This window comes from Methanomicrobium antiquum (genome assembly GCF_029633915.1).
Classification (GTDB): Archaea; Halobacteriota; Methanomicrobia; order Methanomicrobiales; family Methanomicrobiaceae; genus Methanomicrobium; species Methanomicrobium antiquum.
The window spans coordinates 2,188,551-2,206,718 of the sequence record NZ_CP091092.1; the positions used below are offsets into that span (position 1 = coordinate 2,188,551).

Sequence of the window (18,168 nt, forward strand, 5' to 3'; positions counted from 1 at the left end):
TTAATCCTAATGAAAATTCCGGATAAAAAAACTGCGAAATCTGCCGCTGAAAGAAAGGAGTATGCCATTTCTAAGTTTCCGTCTGATTACAACTGCGCACAGTCGGTGCTTCGTGCATTTGCAGGCGATTTTGGTGCTGAAGAAGATGAAATTGTAAAAATCGCATCAGGGTTTGGAAGCGGCATTGCAACAGGACAGATTTGCGGTGCGGTAACAGGCGCTGTTATGGCAATCGGCCTTTATACCTCAGAAATTTCTGACAGGACTGAGAAAAAGAATAAAACATATGGCCTTGTAAGAGATTTTTTAAAGCGTTTTGAAGAAAAAAACGGTTCAACCGATTGCAAAACACTTCTTGGATATACAGTTACAAATCCTGAAATAGTAAAGTGCCTGCCTGAGGATATGCAACCTAAAATTGCATGCAGACCCTTTGTTGAGAGTGCAGTTTTAATTCTTTCAGACATTCTGGATGAGGATAAGAAAGGTAATAGAAAGGTAATTAAAAATAATAATTTGAAGGTTTAGAAAATAAGAGATATTTCTAAGTTTCTGCCTCATCTATCTGTTTTTATCTGTGACTTGCTTTTTTTTCACAGCAAAAAAGCACAAACAAAAAATCACTGCGGCAACCGTAAGTCCTGAAGAAAGATTTGCGGCCTGTGTCGGGCTTTTTTTATTTTCAGTCTCGCTATTGATATCTTCGGTGTTTTGTGGTGTTTCTGTTACAGTGACGGAAATTTCAGGTAGATCCAGTTTTATCAATTTCAGGACATTTCGTCCGTTCACCGAATCTTTCCAGATAACAGAATCGCCGGATATCTCAACCGAAACCCCATATTCCCCATTGGTATCCGAAATAAGAATCTCATTCTCTTCATTGATATTATAAATCCATACCGAATAGTGAATCCCGTTTCTCTTATCGCTCCACACGATGTTGTCCCCATCAATCTTCGGGCTTGCAACTTGTGCATCCGGTGATGTGATAACGATTGTTTCGTTCGTGGAAATATCTGTCATAAGTAGCTTTTGTGGAGGGTTATCTTTAAGAAAGGACCCGAAATCGTCATCGAATTTGTAGACTATTTTATCGCCGGATATATCGGGAAAAGAATAAACTCCCTTCTCTTCATCACCAATCTGCCAGGTATCTCCTGTTTCAAGATTCATTAAATGTACCATGGCTGTTAGCTGTCCATATCTATTATCGCGAAAAGCAAGATTTTTTCCAGAAATAGCAACTGTTGACTGAAGACCCGACAGTTCATGTTTGGTAAGACTTTCATCTTCCAGATTATATACAAATATGTCTCCGTGATCATAATCGGAAGATTCTGCAATTGAATTCCTTCCTGTAATTACTATTTCATCTTCATATATTGCTATATCGTTGACAGAATTGAATTTCTCTGCTATTATTTTGGGGGCATTTCTTTCATCTAAATTATATGCATATATATCAAACTGTCCTTCAATCCAGTCTCTTTCCTTGGATTTTGTCTTCCAAACGGCAATATTTCCGTAAATATCCAGGTGGCTGGAATCAGGAGGGTTGTCAACGGGTAGTTCTTCGAGTCCTGATCCGCCTGTTTTGTACAGGAATAATTTAGACCAGCCCGGTATATCATCCATCTCCGGATATATTTCACAGATTAAAACGTTCCCTGAATCGATCGCAGCATAGATGTAGGCTCCATCTTCCGCTGTAAAAATTGTCTTTTCTTCGCCGGAAATATCTATTGCCGAGGTGGCCGGAATAAGGATGCAGAGAGATAATAGTAGTACCCTAAGTTTGCCACTTACGTATAAAGTACCAATCAAATGATTTGAATAAATAGCTCAAAAATCCAATTAAAAAGAAATAAGACTGTTCTTAGTGATGTTACAAATGATCAAACATGCAAACAAAACTAAGAACCTATGTAGTTGAGCCTAATGACAATATATCCTTTCCTATTGGCATCATCCTGCTTGTCAAAACACTATATGAAATACTTAATTTTTCAGAAATTTTTGGCAAGCATAAGAAAAAAGGAATAAGTATCGATGATTTACTTATCGCGCTTATCAGTTACAAGCTGACTGATAATTTCAGCATCAAGCGCTCACATGGATGGATAAATCGCTTAGAGGTTTTGCAGATATTTAACCTGATTTCTTTCAGTGAAAGAACGATTTATCGTCTTCTTGAAACAATCGGAGCAAACAGAGAAGAAATCATCTCAGATATTCAGGATAGAATCTTTGATAGGTATGATTTTGATCTCACCGACATCAACATGGACTGGACCAGTATAGTTCTTCACGGAAATAAAGCAGAACTTGGTAAATATGGATATAGTCGGGATCACAGACCTGACAAAAAACAGATAACTATTGGATTGGCTGAACTGGCTAATCCAATCAATATTCCGATAGGAATGACTGTTGAACCCGGAAATCTCAACGATCAGAAACATTTCAAAAAGACGTATCTTCAGGTAAAAGATAGATTAAAAGAAGATTCTCTAGTAATATTTGACAAAGGTGCAAACAGCATTGATAATACTCAGATGATTCGCTCCGATAACCTGCAGTATATCACAGGAAAGAAGCTTAACAAAAGTGATGATAAGATAATTGCAAAATTCGAAGAATATAGTCCTGAAATTATTGATGATGAAGCCGGCATTCGCGGCATTAAAATTGTGAAACCAAACAGCATCAATTACTTCTATTTTTCAAAGAAACTTCAGAAAGAACAACTTGAATCCAGGGCGAGAAAAGTTGTGAAACAGATTAAGGAAGCAAAAACGATTCAGGAATGTATTGAAAAAAATAAAAAACTCCCTAAGAAGTTTCGTATAAATAATTTGCTTGTTGATGTTGATTATTCCATCCAGACAAAACTTGTTCAAATTTCAGAGGATGAAGCTGTAAAACTCCTTGAAGATAAATTAATCACTGGCAGAGAAGGATTTTTCTGTCTGAAATCAAGTAAGAATTTGACACTTGTTGAGGCCCTAAATACATATCGAAAAAAAGACTCGATTGAGAAGATATTCCACTCTTTAAAGAATGAAATTGAAATTAAACCATTGAGAGTCTGGACAGATAACAGCATTTATGGTGCGTTAATCATCGGATTTATTGCACAGCTTTTTATTTCACTGATTCGATTTGAAATCCCGGAAATGAAGCATACATCTACAAAATTCATAAAAAAATCATTATCGAATTTGACAGTTACCATTGATTTGTGGAAAAGAAAGACAAAAAAGTACATTCACTCGAATTTTGACTCCATAAATACGAAGATTTTACTCTATGACTGGGGCATTTCATGATTTTAAAGTAGTAAAATAGCCAACTGTCAAATTCTATTTCCTGACAAAAATTTGAAAAAATCGAATAGAGATAGTGGACAGTATCTTGAGGGGGATTGAACTCTAACTGGCAAAGTTAGGTAGTACTAAAATTTGTAAAACTGTTTTTTTGTATTTTTCTATAAGATTCATTGGATAACAGCTATCGGTGTAACCTGATATATTTTTTATCTGACTTTCGTCCAACGATTGTATAAATAATTACAAAAGCCCTCTGTTTGTTGGACAGTTGTCAGAGAGATTGTATTTATTATGAAGAATATATCCTCAGAATGTGCCGGTATAAATAAAAGGCACAGGAAAAAACCAATGAAAGGATATAAAAAATATGCACTGATCGGAGTTTTTCTGATCTTTGCATTTGTAGTTTGCTCCCCTGCAAGTGCACTTAAGGCAGATGCGACCGATGAGCAACTAAAGATAATGAACGAAATAGAAGGAACAGATATCACCATTGGAGAATATCTCCAGAAGGTATGGCCGCAGTTCTATGACGAATTGACAGACGAACAGAAGAAGAAAGTTGACAACTGGAAGAAGAGCTGGCTGGAATCAGCGGCAACTGAAGATAAAAATCTAAAGACATCAGGTTCAAAAGCTTCGATGACTACAAATGCATATATTAGCAGTGGACCGAACAGGGTTATTTATGAAGGGGAATCCAATATTGATCAACCAGTAGCTGAATATCATTACATTGAAGTAAAACTAAAAAATAATGCAAATCAGGTTGTCAGTTCAACTGCTTTTAGCGAATTTGATGGTGATGGATATGTCAATGCAGAAAACATGAAATTCTGGCTGCCGTCAGGCTACTACACCTCAAATGCATGGAGCTACTCATTAGATCCTGATACTGAAGATTCAGATACCGCAGGTCCGATGTATTATTCAGCCTGATTCAAAACAAAACCACTATCATTTTTTTTGTTGGATGGTTCTCAGAGAAAAGATCTATTGTTTGATTTCCGTTCAAATATTTGATGTTTGATATTTGATTAAATTCGTGTTCAAAAAGAAGCTTTTTATGAAAAAGGAAAAAGTTTCTCCAAAAGATTTCCTGTTCATTTTTTATAATTGATAGTTCTCATAGCAAAAATGCATAATCCGAAAATTATGGCAGCAAATGTTATCTCGGAATACAGACCTGCAGGCTTTATTGTGCTTTCACCGGGATCATTTTCAGTCGTGCTTTTTTCAAGTTCAGGTGTCTGCTGTGCTCCTGTAACATAAGCAGAATTTTCAGGTATGTCCAGCCTTATTAATTTCAAGACATCCTTCCCGTCAACAATGTCAGTCCAGATAACGGTATCACCTGAGATGTCAACTTCAGTTCCGTATTCTTCATTGGTATCTGCTATAAAAACCTCTTTTCCTTCATTGACATTATAAAACCATACTGAGTAATAAATCCCGTTTCTCTTATCACCCCATACGATATTGTCGCTGTCAATCTTCGGACCACCTTTAATTCGTTCCCCAGGTGATGCAATAATGGTTGTTTCGTTCGAAGAAATATCTGTCATAAGTAGCAGTTGGGGAGCACTGTCTTTCAAAAATGATCCAAAATCCTCGTCAAATTTATAGACTATTTTGTCACCTGAGATATCGGGAGATAAATATACACCCTTCTCTTCATCCCCGATCTGCCAGGTTTCTCCTGTTTCAATATTCATTAAATGTACCATGGCTGTCAGCTGTCCGTACCTGTTATCGCGAAAAAAAATATTTTTTCCAGAAATAGCAACTTCTGACTGAAAACCTGGCAATTCATACCTGTTCATATCTCCGTCTTCCAGATTATATACAAAAATATCTCCATGGTCATAATCGGAAGATTCTGCAATTGAATTCCTTCCTGTAATTATAATCATATTTTCTCCTACTGTCAGATCATCGACAGAATTAAATTTATCCACTATTATTTTCGGTGTATTTCTCTCATCCAAATTATATACATAGACGTCATATTTCCCTTCAACCCAGTCTCTTTCTTCGGATTTTCCCTGCCATACAGCAATATTCTTATTAATAGCAAGATTGTGAGAATAAAAGGAATAATCTGCTATCTTTTCAAGCTTTTCTTCGCTGATGTTGTATATATAAAATTTTGACCAGCTGGAAACCTTGTCAAGAAGTGCTTCCCTGATTAGTATATTCCCCGAATCGATCGCGGCATATATGCCTGCATCTTCTTCCGCTGTAAAAATTGTCTTTTCTTCGCCGGAAATATCTATTGCCGAGGTGGCCGGAATAAGGATGCAGAGAGATAATAGTAGTACTAAAATTTGTAGAACTTTTTTTTTGTATTTTTCTATAAGATTCATTGGATAACAGCTATCGGTGTAACCTGATATATTTTTTATCTGACTTCCGTCCAACGATTGTATAAATAATTACAAAAGCCCTCTGTTTGTTGGACAGTTGTCAGAGAGATTGTATTTATTATGAAGAATATATCCTCAGAATGTGCCGGTATAAATAAAAGGCACAGGAAAAAACCAATGAAAGGATATAAAAAATATGCACTGATCGGAGTTTTTCTGATCTTTGCATTTGTAGTTTGCTCCCCTGCAAGTGCACTTAAGGCAGATGCGACCGATGAGCAACTAAAGGTAATGAACGAAATAGAAGGAACAGATATCACCATTGGAGAATATCTCCAGAAGGTATGGCCGCAGTTCTATGACGAATTGACAGACGAACAGAAGAAGAAAGTTGACAACTGGAAGAAGAGCTGGCCGGAATCAGCGGCAACTGAAGATAAAAATCTAAAGACATCAGGTTCAAAAGCTTCGATGACTACAACTGCTTCCATAAGCAGTGGACCGAACAGGATTATTTATGGAGGAGAATCCAGTATTGATCAACCAGTAGTTGAATATCATTATATTGAAATAAAACTGGAAAACAGTGCAAATCAGGTTGTCAGTTCAACTGCTTTTAGCAATCATGCTAATTACATCAATGCGGACAACATGAAATTCTGGCTGCCGTCAGGCTACTACACCTCAAATGCATGGAGCTACTCATTAGATCCTGATACTGAAGATTCAGATACCGCAGGTCCGATGTATTATTCAGCCTGATTCAAAACAAAACCACTATCATTTTTTTTGTTGGACAGTTAAGTAAAATGATAGATTATTTGATTTTAGTTTAAATATTAGATGTCTAATTAAATCCGGGTTCAAAAAGAAGTTTTATGAAAAAGGAAAAAGTCTCTCCAAAAGATTTCCTGCTCATTTTTTTATTTTTTATAATTGATAGTTCTCATGACAAAAAAACACAAACCAAAAATTACTGCGGCAACCGTAAGTCCTGAAGAAAGATTTGCAACCTGTGTCGGGTTTTCTTCGAGATCATTTTCTGCCGTGCTTTTTTCAAGTGACTGCGGTGTTTCAGTCAGGACTGTGGAAGTTTCAGGTATGTCCAGCTTTATTAATTTCAAGACATCCTTCCCGTCAACAATGTCAGTCCAGATAACGGTATCACCTGAGATGTCAACTGCACCTCCATACTCTTCATCTGTAACGGAGATCAAAATCTCACTTTCTTCTTTGAGATTGTAAAGCCATACTGAATACTTACCATTTCTTTTATCGGTCCAGACAATATTATCCCCGCCAATCTTCGGATGGCTTTTGATTCTTACACCGGGTGATGCAATAAATGTTGTATCGTTCGTGTAAATGTCTGTCATAATGAGTTGTTGAGGAGCACTGTCTTTCAAAAATGACCCAAAATCCTCATCAAATTTATAGACTATTTTATCACCGGATATGTCGGGATTAGAATAAACTCCTTTTTTTTCATCACCGATTTGTCGGGTTTTGCCTGTATCGAAGTTCATTAAATGGACAGTATCTTTCATTTGTCCGTATCTGTCATCATAGAATACAAGACAATCCTCTGAAATAGCGACTCCATACTGGCAACCCGGAAATTCATGTTTGGTAAGGCTTTCATCTTCCAGATTATATACAAAAATATCTCCATGGTCATAATCGGAAGATTCTGCAATTGAATTCCTTCCTGTAATTATAATCATATTTTCTCCTACTGTCAGATCATCGACAGAATTAAATTTATCCACTATTATTTTCGGTGTATTTCTCTCATCCAAATTATATAAATAGACATCATATTTCCCTTCGACAAAGTCTCTTTCTTCGGATTTTCCCTGCCATACAGCAATGTTCTTATTAATAGCAAGATTGTGAGAATAAAAGGAATAATCTGCTATCTTTTCAAGCTTTTCTTCGCTGATGTTGTATATATAAAATTTTGACCAGCTGGAAACCTTGTCAAGAAGTGCTTCCCTGATTAGTATATTCCCCGAATCGATCGCGGCATATATGCCTGCATCTTCTTCCGCTGTAAAAATTGTCTTTTCTTCGCCGGAAATATCTATTGCCGAGGTGGCCGGAATAAGGATGCAGAGAGATAATAGTAGTACTAAAATTTGTAAAACTTTTTTTTTGTATTTTTCTATAAGATTCATTGGATAACAGCTATCGGTGTAACCTGATATATTTTTTATCTGACTTCCGTCCAACGATTGTATAAATAATTACAAAAGCCCTCTGTTTGTTGGACAGTTGTCAGAGAAATGCTATATATGGATACTTTCTAAAGTAACTCTAAGTTAATCCTGCAATTAATTTCAGGAAATATGAGATAATACAATAATTCATTCTTTGAGGCGGGGGTATATGAACGAAAATAAATGTAAAATAGGAGAAAATAAATCTTTTCTTAGGTTTTTGACAGCACTCTTGATCTTTCTTATCGTCATAATTACTGAAATACCTGTACAGGCAATCTCCGCAGAAGCGACCGAAGAACAGCTAAAGGTAATGAATGAGCTTGAAGGATCTGATATCACCATTGGAGAATATCTTAAGAAGACATGGCCGCAGTTCTATGATGAACTTACAGAAGAGCAGAAAGAAAGAGTAAACAGGTGGAACAGGAGCTGGCCAAAAGACCCTGTTTCAATTGAAGAGAAAGACGTAAACTGGCACAGCCAGAATATTTCGTCAAATATCACTGCACTTAATATCAATCTGAAATGGAAAAATCCGGCATCAAACCTGAGTCTAAAGATCTATTCGCCTGACGGGAAATCTTTTGGGCCATTTTATGATGGTTTTGATAACATTACAAATGGACAGATCTACTTTTTTATCAGGAAGGATAGCGGGCTTTCTACTGGTGAGTGGTGGTATGCTGTAAAGGGGGAGACTGTTAATGGAACAGAAAAATATACTCTCTGAAATTAATTATCACAGTTTTAGAGTTGTTTATTTATTTCTTATTTTAATATCAATCATCGGCCTTTCTCAAATTGTTTCGGCTGAAAATCCGGATGATTACATAATTACAGATTCAACCATACCTGGTGATTACATAGATTCATCAGGAAGTGATAATTTAAGAGATTACGCTGATTTACCAGTCTGGATAAAAATTTCTATGGTTTCCGGAGCAATAATCTCCGTCTTCTGTGCTTTAAAATACATCCCGGTTATTCTGGCAGGACAATCTCAGGCAAATAAGAAAGGAAACCGGGATAAAATATACGAATGCATATGTGCCAATCCGGGATTAATATCAGTAGAAATTAGTGAACTTACAAAAATTAACACGGGAACTGCAAGATATCACTTATATCTGCTAGAAAAAAACCATGAGATAGTATCAGTTAAAACAGGTCATAAAATTTTTTATTTTCAGAACAGATCTTTATTTACCAAAGAACAGATTGCGGGGATTATTCTCTGCCGCAATGAAACGACAAAAGAGATTCTTGATGTAATCAGAAAAAAGCCCGGTGCATCCAATAAGCTGATATCTGATATTGTCGGAATCGATAAAAGCACTGTTCACTGGCATATAAAGCGTCTTTTACGGGCAGGTATGGTTAAGATAAAAAGGAGGGGAAATTCTGTTAAATATTTTTTTGTGGAAGTTTTATCCTGATTCTCTCTCCAAAACATTCATTATGTTATCGTCCAATATATCAGTCATATGTCCAAAATTTTAGACATAACAGAAAACCACTTAAAAATTCTCTCGCTGTTTACAAAAGGCTATGACTGCGAGTATTATATCAGGGAAATATGCCGTCATGTCCCGGTATCACACGGTGCGGCCCAAAACATCCTTAATTCACTTGAGGAGAAGGGTGTTTTGGAATCTGTGATGAAGGGGAGAAACAGGATTTTTTCGCTTCGAAAAACAGGACTGTGCGTAAACTATATTCTTCTTGCCGAAAGCTACAAACGACTTAAGTTCTCAGAAAAATATCCTCTCACATATGAGATAATATATAAGATTCTTCCGGCATTTACCGGACCTCTGGCTCTATTTGGAAGCTATTCATCAGAGCTTGCGACCGAATTTTCTGATATTGATCTTTTAAGTGCAGGCGGGTTTGACAAAAGACAGGTAGATGAAGTTTCAAGAAAATTTAAGGTTGATATAAATATAAAACAATACACAAAAGAGATTGTTCTCTTGGGAATAGGAAATGATCATCTGATAAAAGAAGTTTATAAGAATCATATCTGGCTTTGCTGTCCGGAATTTTTTGTAGAAGGTTACATAAAATGAGCGAGATTGAATGGTGCAAAGATCAAAGAAAAGGGCTTCATCTGATTGAACCAAACGACAATCTCTCAGATGCATATCTAAAAAAGGCAGAAGAAGCTCTTGAAACGATGAACTCGATAGACTCGCCGGACTGGATTATATCAATCGGCTATTACTGCATGTACTATTCGATGTACGCCGTTTTGATGAAGGCCGGAATTAAAAGCGAGATTCATACATGTACAACAGAATGCATAAAAGAATATTTTGGGAAATTTTTCTCGCAGGCGGATTTGGACACTGTAGAAGATGCAAGGGTGATGCGTGTTGAATCACAGTACTCTATAGCACGTGAATCAGCACAAAGACAGGCATCAGAGATTGTGGCAAATGCGCCGGTCTTTCTTTTAAAGTGCAAATATGTCTGCTCAAAAATAACAAAAAAAGATATTAAACAAATCCGCAGTAATTTTTATTAACTAAAAAAGGTTCATGAAACCAAATTTTCATGCAACATTTTTATGGAAAAATTTGATTTCAGGGATAAATTGTCTGAAACCGGTATTTAAATTTTAAATTCTGTTTAATATTCAAACCTGATTTAAAAATTACTAGCAGATTCAACCAGATTCAGGTTTTTAAATCCTGTTCTATGTCTATTAATTGTTTTTAGAAATTTACCATTAACAATTTTTCATTAACAATTTACCTTTTTACAATTTTTCATTAACAATTTACCTTTTTACAATTTTTGATTATTATTTAGTTCTCCTTTGCAAATCCCCATGAATAGTAAAGATATACTATCACAAGAGTGAAGGGAAGAAGTATCACTGCCGGCGCATATGGTGGCATAAAACCTTCAATGAATCCTGAAAGTGAGTTTAAAAACTCAGGTGCATCTTCAGGTGCGGGAATACCCTCGCATATCATTGCAAAGATATCACACCCGGCAATTATCCATATCATAATTGAGCCTAAAAGGACTTTTGAAAAATTATGAATCTCTCTTAAACCCTTAAATCCGCTGAGAATAAAAAGGCCGCCGAATATTACAATAAATCCTCCCCAGAAGTGCCTGAAGAAATCATCGCCTGAGATTTCCATAATCCCAAGTTCAAATCCGCCTGAGATACCAAGATAGACAAGAATGTCAACAATCCCGAATATTACTGCAAAAAGTCCTATAGCGGCAAAATAAACAGATGTTAATTCAAATCCGCTATCTTTTTTACTTTCTGTCCTGTTAATTTTTGTATTTTCCATTTTTATGCCACCCCAAGTATTATTCCTATTGCGTGGATGATTCCGCCGTATATGAAGGCAACCGATAATAAAACTGCAACTGCTGCCAAAAGTTCTTTCCAGCCTTCCTTTAGCATCACGACAAATGTTGCAACACAGGGGAAATAAATTGATATTAAAACGATTGCAGAGATCATCTGGTACTGTGTCATTTCAATTACTGAAAGCTGTGCGACTGCCAGGTCTTTTCTTAAGAATGCCGAAACCAAAGGTCCTGCTGTTTCTTTTGGAAGTCCAAACCAATTCACAAATAAAGGTGCTAAAATATCTGAGAGCCACTGGATAAATCCGACAAGATACATAACATTTACGACTAAAACACCGAAAAGAACGAATGGAACAGCGTTTAGCAAGAATCCACCTGTTCTCATCTTAAGCTTCTTAAAAACATTTGACCTTTGCGGCATGTGATACGGGGGAACATCAATTAAAATTTCAGGGTTTTCTCCCGGAACTATTTTACTTAATACGTAGCCAAAGACGAAGTAACCGATTATCAGAAACAGCATTACATATCCGACACTTTCCGGAATAACCTCGAGCATAACACCAAGCTGTGCACCGCACGGTATGAAGATTGCAATTAAGGTCATCATCATGAATCTCTGCTTCTTTGTTTCAAGAATGCGTGTTGCGGTTACTGCCGGAACATTGCATCCAAGTCCGAGAATTGTCGGAACGATTGCGTATCCGTGAAGACCAATTTTGTGCAGGAATGTGTCAACAAGAACTGCCAGACGCGGCAGATACCCTGAATCCTCAAGAAGTGCCATCATAAGATAGAATATGAAGACTGCCGGAAGAACAACTCCTATTGCAACAAAAAGACCTGATGATAGCACACCAAAAGCCTCAAAACAATTAGTTGCAGTAGGATCACCGACAAACAGGAAATATAAAATGCTGTTCGGGTCAGGCCATGACGACTGCAACCATGGCAGGAAATAATTGTCAAAGAATTTCACAAAAAATCCGTCTGTACAGAGTGCTCCTGCAAATGAGCCAAAGACGCTCCAGAATGCGTATAATACACCAAGTGCCACAGGAATTCCTGTAAGAGGCTTTACTGTAAGTTCTCCTAAAATATCTCCTACTCTTTGTGTGTATGTTCCGCTTTTGATAACCTGTGATGAGATGCTGTCAACAAGTGCCCATCTTTCATTTTCTGAAAAGACCATTTCAGACACCTCCACAGCCACCACAGCCGCCGCATCCAAAGCATCCCTGCGGTGTTTTCTGAGCAGTTTCTTTTCCGTCAGCTCTTAGCTGAATATCAGAAATTTCTGCAGGAAGAGCTTTTCTTATCATATCACCAAGGTTCTTTATTCCCTCTCCTGATATGGCGCTTGTTTCAACGACAGGAACTCCAAGAATTTTTTGAAGTTTTGCAGTATCTACCAAAATCTCTCTTTCACGTGCCGAATCAATCATATTCAAAACAACAATTGAAGAGATACCTGTCTCGATTGTTTCGAGTGCAATATAAAGTCCCCGCTCAATTCTTGTTGCATCAAGGACAATCACTGCTATTGCATCTTTATTTTTTTCAAGCATTTCGACACAGACTTCTTCTGCTTTATCTCTGGCATTCAGAGAATAAGCACCCGGAACGTCTATTACAGTATAGGTTTTTTTGTCGATTATAAGCGTTCCTTTTGTGTAATCAACAGTTGTTCCCGGATAGTTTGAAACAACGGCATCTCCGCCTGTCAGCCTGTTAAAAAGTACACTTTTGCCAACATTTGGATTGCCTATTAAAAGAATTGTCTCATTTTTTTCTGTCATTTCTTTTGTTCTCCATTAATCAGTATAAAATATTACCTGAGCCGGTTTTTTGGCTCATTTTGTCCATTTGTAACATCAACAATTATTTCTTTGGCCTGCTCAATTCCAAGAGCAACCTCCACTTCTCCTGCCATTACAACAACCGGCCCTTTTATTGGCTGTTTTGTAATCATTTTTACACTTTTTCCAACTCTGATCCCAATTGGGCTTAGATTTTGTGATGAGGCTTTTATCTCTTTTATCAGGCCTGTTTCTCCATATTCCAGATTGGTAAGTCTTTTCTCCATAAATGCACCTTAAACAGTGTATGATTGCTGAATGATGCAAAATGATTGTGCTAAATTACAACATTTCAGCCTTCCTTTATAATGTTGATGGTTAGGAATGGATTAACTCGACCCGAAATTTGTTTTGCCGAAAAGGGTTAGCCAAATAATATTTGGGAGTGTTTGAAAAACCAAAAAATCCGGCCTTTAATAAGGTCTTTATACAGTATATTTTCAAATAATTTCTTTTTTTCCGGATATTTCTGTTATTCAGGCAGAACCTGGCGGCACAATACCTGTGTTTACTGTAATACAGGAAGCCATCTCAATTCCTATTGCCACAACAACTTCTCCGCTCATCACAACAACCGGCCCTTTTATTGGCTGTTTTGTAACCATTTTTACAATTTTGCCAACTCTTATACCAAGAGCGTTTAATTCACGTGAATATTTTGATATTTCTGTTATAACTCCGGTCTGCCCGTATTCAAGGACTGATAGTGAGGATATCATTTTTTAGCACCTGTCAACAATTATTTTTCCGGCAATTCCTCTTCCAAGGGCAAGTGTTGAGCCGTTTATGTCAAGAACCACAGGACCGCATGTACAGTCGATCATTCTGATTTTAACACCCTCACAAAGACCTCTGAGTGAGAGCTGTTGTTTTACACCTGCTCCTCCTTCGACTTTTTTGACAATTGCTGTTTCGTTTTTTAAAAGGCCTGTAAGAATAGTTTGCATAATACTGTAGTTACTGTTTATTTTTAGGTTCAATTGAATATAAGCCGAAAATTGTTTGGATGAGGAAAAACTTCCCAAAAGAATTTAGGCGATACTGTAAAAACCTAAAATTTAGTTTATAAGATGAACATTATATTTATTGTTTCTTTAAAAACGTTCATGAAACAAACAATTCAGGTATTGTTTCATGTAAATAAAATGCGATTATCCTGTAAAAACAGATTGATTTGCAATGAAAGTCAAAATTCCTGATAAACTTATCATCACTTTTTTGTGTGATGAAAAAAGCTCATCATGTGCGTTTGCTATAAAAGTCAAAATTCCTGAATAAACTTATCATCACTTTTTTGTGTGATGAAAAAAGCTCATCATGTGCGTTTTAGATGAAAGTTACTCTGTAACTTACATGAAACCGGTGCATGAAATATAATTTCATGGACGTTTTCATGGTAAAAGGCTCATTTCAATTGTTTTTTTCAACACCAAATAATAAAACCATTTAAGGAACAAAAATATAATTGAGAATTAAAGCAATTTATAAATACAGGTTTTAAAATACCGGCGGTACAAATAATGGATTTTCGTGAGATAGTCTCCATATCACAGGGCCCTTTAAGCATATTAAATCCTTTAAGCTTTGAAAAGGCGATATACATAGGAGAGATTGCAGGCATGTCTGAAGAGACATCTGTAATTGATTTTGGCTGTGGGAATGCTACTCTTCTCGGACTCTGGGGAGAGAATTTTGGCATATCCGGAAGAGGCGTGGAAATAAGAGAAGATGCCTGCCGGACTGCCGGAATGACAATTGAAGAACTTGGTCTTTCAGATAAAATTTCAATCTTCTTTGCCGATGCCTCATCCTATGAAAAAGAAGAGGATGAATTATACGACTTTGCAGTTGCTCTTGGTGCATCACAAATTTGGGGCGGAATTGAAGAGACATTAACTGCTCTTTCAGAATTTATCAAAGATACAGGCTCAATAATAATCGGCGACAGATACTGGAAGAAAGATTCAGTATCACCTGAATTTTGCAGGCAGTGGCCTGAAATTCTTACCGAATATGAAATTCTGCAAATTATTAGAGATAAAGGTTTTAATCTAAAATCGGTTGTCAGGGCAGGCGATGACGACTGGGACATATATGAATCAGGAATCTGGAGAAACTGCTTAGAATGGCTTTCAGACGATGATAACAGGCAAAATCCCGGATATGACGATCTTTTAAATTATTACAGACGAATCCAGGAAGAATATATGGCTTACGGACGGGAAAATACCGGATGGGCAATGTATCTGATTGTACCTTCGTTAACTGAACCTTCATCTTAAAACAGGTGATTCTTTTGAACATTTTAAATAAATATTCATTTGTTGCATACATTCCAAACAGACCTGAGGCACTAAACCTTGCGGCCGGCATTATAACAGAGCTTGACGGAAACATAAACAGAATTCACTATGACAGGCAGATAGATTCACAGACTGCCTTTTTTGAGGTTACCTGCACTGAGGATGCTTACATAAGGATAAAAGAGAAACTCTCTAAAATTGGATTTCTCAGAAATTCCCTAAAGAGCCTGCCTTTTTTGAAGTTCAGCGTGAATCTTTTAAACAGGTCAGGTGCACTTCTTGAATTTTTAAATATTGTTTCAGATGCCGGTGCATATATTGGCTCAATTGACTTTGATGATACCGGAAGCTTTCCGGAGACAGTTTATGTAAGTATGAATCTTGAAGAGGAGCACCGGGCAGAAGAGCTTCTAAACGCCTTAAAAAATCATTATAAGATTGAAATAATTGACTATGACACAACCGGTACAAAGCTTGACAAAACAATTTTTTATGTCAGATTTGCTCAACAGCTTCGCCGGTATCTTCAAAACGCAGATGATACTGCACTTATGGATTTTTTAAAAGACATCAACCATACAGTCCAGGAGCTTACAAGGCTTGGAGAAAATCCTGACGAGATTTTTGAAAATTATATTCTCTGCGGTGAATTTTTAAATAAAACGACAGGAGACGGATTTTACGCCGATGTGCAGGAGATAAGAATTATTGATAATCTTACACTCTTTTGCTTTCAGATGCCGGGAGGCGGCAGTATATTCATCTTCGATGCACCTGATGAGATTGTGATGATTGACACAGGCTACGGGATTTATGCAGAGGATGCTAAGAAAATGTTTGCCTATTATGGTCTTGATGTTGAGAAAAAATTAAAGTCAGTTATTATAACCCACGGTGATGCCGATCACTGTGGTGCAGGAGGAGCATACAATGTAGCGGCATATATGCATCCGGCAACACTTGAGATTATTAAATGCGGCAACCGTGCATGGGGCTCTAAGAGTGAAAAATCAATTCTTGAGAAGGTGTACACAACAATGATAGCGCTTTTTTCGCACTGGAATCCTTCTTCAGAAGAAAATATCAGGCTCTTTCCGGAATCATCAGCAGAAAGAGTAAAAGGTTTTCCGGTGCTTGCAAAAATTCCGATTGGAGGACTTTCATTTGACGTCCTTTTAAGCCTTGGCGGACACCAGTTCGGTCAGCTTTTAATATTCTGCAGGGAAAAAGGGCTGATTTTTACAGCAGACAGTCTTATGAATTTCTCAAGTTTTACTGATGAACGCAAAAGATATAATTCAATTGCAGATTTTCTTGTTACATCTGTCAATGTTGACAGTTCACTTGCCCGCGAGGAGAGAAAAGGGATTTTAGAGATTGTTAAGGATTACGAAGAAGAATCAGGTGAAAAATGTCTTATCTGCGGGGGTCACGGTGCTGTTTCTGTAATAAACAGCGAAGGTAAGCTTGAATCTTTTATTGAGCCTGAACACTATGTTCATTCTCTAAATTAAAAGATTAAATATCTTACATCTGCCAAAAGCAGTTTTTTATATTAAAAATCCGTATTAAAAGATATGGAAAGCAAAGGCGACATATATAAATTAATATTTGACAATGCAGGAACGGGAATCCTGCTTTCAGACAACAAAGGAGTTATTCTTGCCGCAAACAAAGCCTTTTGCGAGAGAACAGGATTTTTTGAAGATGAGATTGCCGGCAAACATAAATTCTGCTCATTTATTCATCCTGATGATAAAAAGAGAGTTGAAGAAATTTATAAAAATCAGACAGAAAAACAGACATCAGAAAATTTAATAACCGAATTCAGATTTCTAAGAAAGGACGGAGAAGTAATTAATGTCGCATCAACATTTGCTTTTGATGAGAAGACCGGAAACATCATAATAACTCTTTTAAATATCACAGAAAAAATTGAAATATTAAAGGCGCTTAAAAGACGCGATGCTATTCTTTATGCAATTAATCATGGGATTAACCTGTTTTTAAAGGAAAATTCATGGAAAAAAGTAATGCCTGATGTTTTAAAGGCTATTGGTGAGGCGGCAGAGGTTGCAAGGATTTACTGTTTTGAAAATTCTACAGATGAAAAAACCGGACTTTTACTGATGAATGAAAGATTTGAATGGGCATATGATAAAAAAGCATCACAGATAAATAATCCTAAAATGCAGGGACTTTCCTACAAAGATGCCGGTGTTTTAAGATGGCAGGAAAAGCTCAAAAAAGGCGAGGTGGTCTTTGCAGATATCAACTCCGTTGACGAAGACGAGAGAAAAAACATGGAAGTTTTAGGCGTCAAAACCTCTGTTATCGCACCAATATTTATCAATGACAGATGGTGGGGTTTTGCAGGCCTTGATGAAACAAGAAAAGAGAGGGTCTGGAGTGAAGGTGAAATTGAAACTATCGGTGTTGCCGCCGGAATGATTGGAAGTGCGATATACAGGCAGGAGAGTTATGAAACACTTATTGCATACATAACTGAAGCCGCCCTAAGAATTAAAGAGCCGGGATTTGTAATAAAGGAAAATCTTGTCCAGATAAAAAAGGATGTTTTGGATGATATTGTATCAAAGCAGAGCATTGCAACTAAAATTGAGATTCAGATTAAAAATATAGAGCAGGTCAACAGAAACATAAAAGATCTTAACAGATTGATTGTTGAGAGAAACAAAGATATTCCAGAGGCCTACAGGCATTTTATTTCAGGCTAAGAGGACTAAAAA

20 protein-coding genes are annotated in these 18,168 nt (G+C 36.8%); 11 read left to right on the forward strand and 9 right to left on the reverse strand.

What is annotated here, in order from left to right; translation table 11 throughout:
• Positions 1-9: 9 nt before the first annotated feature.
• The gene (locus L1994_RS10750; RefSeq protein WP_278099436.1) at positions 10-528 is read left to right on the forward strand and encodes a C-GCAxxG-C-C family protein; all 519 of its coding nucleotides are present in this window, start codon (positions 10-12) and stop codon (positions 526-528) included.
• Between the two features lie 33 nt (positions 529-561).
• Here L1994_RS10750 and L1994_RS10755 read toward each other — a convergent pair whose 3' ends face one another.
• On the reverse strand, positions 562-1,824 hold the full coding sequence (locus L1994_RS10755) for a TolB family protein (RefSeq protein WP_278099437.1): 1,263 nt from the start codon (positions 1,822-1,824) through the stop codon (positions 562-564).
• A 77-nt stretch (positions 1,825-1,901) separates the two neighbouring features.
• On the opposite strand from L1994_RS10755, the gene L1994_RS10760 reads away from it, so the two are divergent.
• Together L1994_RS10760 and L1994_RS10765 are read left to right on the forward strand one after the other, a co-directional pair.
• A complete protein-coding gene (locus tag L1994_RS10760; protein WP_278098696.1) occupies positions 1,902-3,329 on the forward strand; it encodes an IS1634 family transposase in 1,428 nt (475 codons plus the stop codon).
• A gap of 348 nt (positions 3,330-3,677) precedes the next feature.
• Positions 3,678-4,268, forward strand: a complete 591-nt coding sequence (locus L1994_RS10765) for a hypothetical protein (RefSeq protein WP_278099438.1) — start codon at positions 3,678-3,680, stop codon at positions 4,266-4,268.
• Positions 4,269-4,432: 164 nt separating this feature from the next.
• Here L1994_RS10765 and L1994_RS10770 read toward each other — a convergent pair whose 3' ends face one another.
• Positions 4,433-5,695: a TolB-like translocation protein gene (locus L1994_RS10770; RefSeq protein ID WP_278099439.1), complete on the reverse strand. Its 1,263-nt coding sequence runs from the start codon at positions 5,693-5,695 to the stop codon at positions 4,433-4,435.
• A 177-nt stretch (positions 5,696-5,872) separates the two neighbouring features.
• On the opposite strand from L1994_RS10770, the gene L1994_RS10775 reads away from it, so the two are divergent.
• Positions 5,873-6,457 carry a hypothetical protein gene (locus tag L1994_RS10775; RefSeq protein ID WP_278099440.1) on the forward strand — a complete coding sequence of 195 codons (585 nt, stop codon included), beginning with the start codon at positions 5,873-5,875 and terminating at the stop codon, positions 6,455-6,457.
• Between the two features lie 161 nt (positions 6,458-6,618).
• On the opposite strand, the gene L1994_RS10780 is transcribed toward L1994_RS10775, so the two are convergent.
• On the reverse strand, positions 6,619-7,872 hold the full coding sequence (locus tag L1994_RS10780) for a TolB family protein (RefSeq protein WP_278099441.1): 1,254 nt from the start codon (positions 7,870-7,872) through the stop codon (positions 6,619-6,621).
• 211 nt (positions 7,873-8,083) lie between these two features.
• Between L1994_RS10780 and L1994_RS10785 the strand changes: the two genes are divergently transcribed.
• From L1994_RS10785 to L1994_RS10800, 4 genes are read left to right on the forward strand one after another with little or no spacing between them, the layout of a single operon-like run.
• Positions 8,084-8,647 (forward strand): hypothetical protein, encoded by a 564-nt coding sequence (locus tag L1994_RS10785; RefSeq protein WP_278099442.1) that lies wholly within the window; start codon positions 8,084-8,086, stop codon positions 8,645-8,647.
• Positions 8,622-9,353, forward strand: a complete 732-nt coding sequence (locus L1994_RS10790; RefSeq protein WP_278099443.1) for a winged helix-turn-helix transcriptional regulator — start codon at positions 8,622-8,624, stop codon at positions 9,351-9,353. The genes L1994_RS10785 and L1994_RS10790 overlap by 26 nt, the downstream gene beginning before the upstream one ends.
• 48 nt (positions 9,354-9,401) lie before the next feature.
• A complete protein-coding gene (locus L1994_RS10795) occupies positions 9,402-9,986 on the forward strand; it encodes a winged helix-turn-helix domain-containing protein (RefSeq protein WP_278099444.1) in 585 nt (194 codons plus the stop codon).
• Positions 9,983-10,444: a HEPN domain-containing protein gene (locus L1994_RS10800; protein WP_278099445.1), complete on the forward strand. Its 462-nt coding sequence runs from the start codon at positions 9,983-9,985 to the stop codon at positions 10,442-10,444. Before L1994_RS10795 ends, L1994_RS10800 begins: the two co-directional genes overlap by 4 nt.
• Before the next feature lie 283 nt (positions 10,445-10,727).
• Here the strand turns inward: L1994_RS10800 and L1994_RS10805 are convergent, their stop codons facing one another.
• The 6 genes from L1994_RS10805 to L1994_RS10830 all read right to left on the reverse strand — a co-directional run bounded on the left by L1994_RS10805 (position 10,728) and on the right by L1994_RS10830 (position 14,062).
• Entirely contained in the window at positions 10,728-11,231 is a 504-nt protein-coding gene (locus L1994_RS10805) for a hypothetical protein (protein WP_278099446.1), read from the reverse strand.
• A 2-nt stretch (positions 11,232-11,233) separates the two neighbouring features.
• Positions 11,234-12,448: a nucleoside recognition domain-containing protein gene (locus L1994_RS10810; RefSeq protein WP_278099447.1), complete on the reverse strand. Its 1,215-nt coding sequence runs from the start codon at positions 12,446-12,448 to the stop codon at positions 11,234-11,236.
• A 1-nt stretch (position 12,449) separates the two neighbouring features.
• Positions 12,450-13,055, reverse strand: a complete 606-nt coding sequence (locus tag L1994_RS10815; RefSeq protein ID WP_278099448.1) for a FeoB small GTPase domain-containing protein — start codon at positions 13,053-13,055, stop codon at positions 12,450-12,452.
• 32 nt (positions 13,056-13,087) lie between these two features.
• Positions 13,088-13,342: a FeoA family protein gene (locus L1994_RS10820; protein WP_278099449.1), complete on the reverse strand. Its 255-nt coding sequence runs from the start codon at positions 13,340-13,342 to the stop codon at positions 13,088-13,090.
• A 249-nt stretch (positions 13,343-13,591) separates the two neighbouring features.
• Positions 13,592-13,834 (reverse strand): FeoA family protein, encoded by a 243-nt coding sequence (locus tag L1994_RS10825; protein ID WP_278099450.1) that lies wholly within the window; start codon positions 13,832-13,834, stop codon positions 13,592-13,594.
• A 3-nt stretch (positions 13,835-13,837) separates the two neighbouring features.
• Positions 13,838-14,062, reverse strand: coding sequence for a FeoA family protein (locus L1994_RS10830; protein ID WP_278099451.1), 225 nt, complete (start codon positions 14,060-14,062; stop codon positions 13,838-13,840).
• 573 nt (positions 14,063-14,635) lie between these two features.
• Here L1994_RS10830 and L1994_RS10835 point away from each other — a divergent pair.
• The 3 genes from L1994_RS10835 (at position 14,636) to L1994_RS10845 (ending at position 18,156) form a co-directional block, all read left to right on the forward strand.
• Positions 14,636-15,397: a methionine biosynthesis protein MetW gene (locus L1994_RS10835; RefSeq protein WP_278099452.1), complete on the forward strand. Its 762-nt coding sequence runs from the start codon at positions 14,636-14,638 to the stop codon at positions 15,395-15,397.
• A 14-nt stretch (positions 15,398-15,411) separates the two neighbouring features.
• Positions 15,412-16,932 carry an MBL fold metallo-hydrolase gene (locus tag L1994_RS10840; RefSeq protein WP_278099453.1) on the forward strand — a complete coding sequence of 507 codons (1,521 nt, stop codon included), beginning with the start codon at positions 15,412-15,414 and terminating at the stop codon, positions 16,930-16,932.
• 63 nt (positions 16,933-16,995) lie between these two features.
• Positions 16,996-18,156, forward strand: coding sequence for a PAS domain S-box protein (locus L1994_RS10845; protein WP_278099454.1), 1,161 nt, complete (start codon positions 16,996-16,998; stop codon positions 18,154-18,156).
• Positions 18,157-18,168 lie beyond the last annotated feature (12 nt).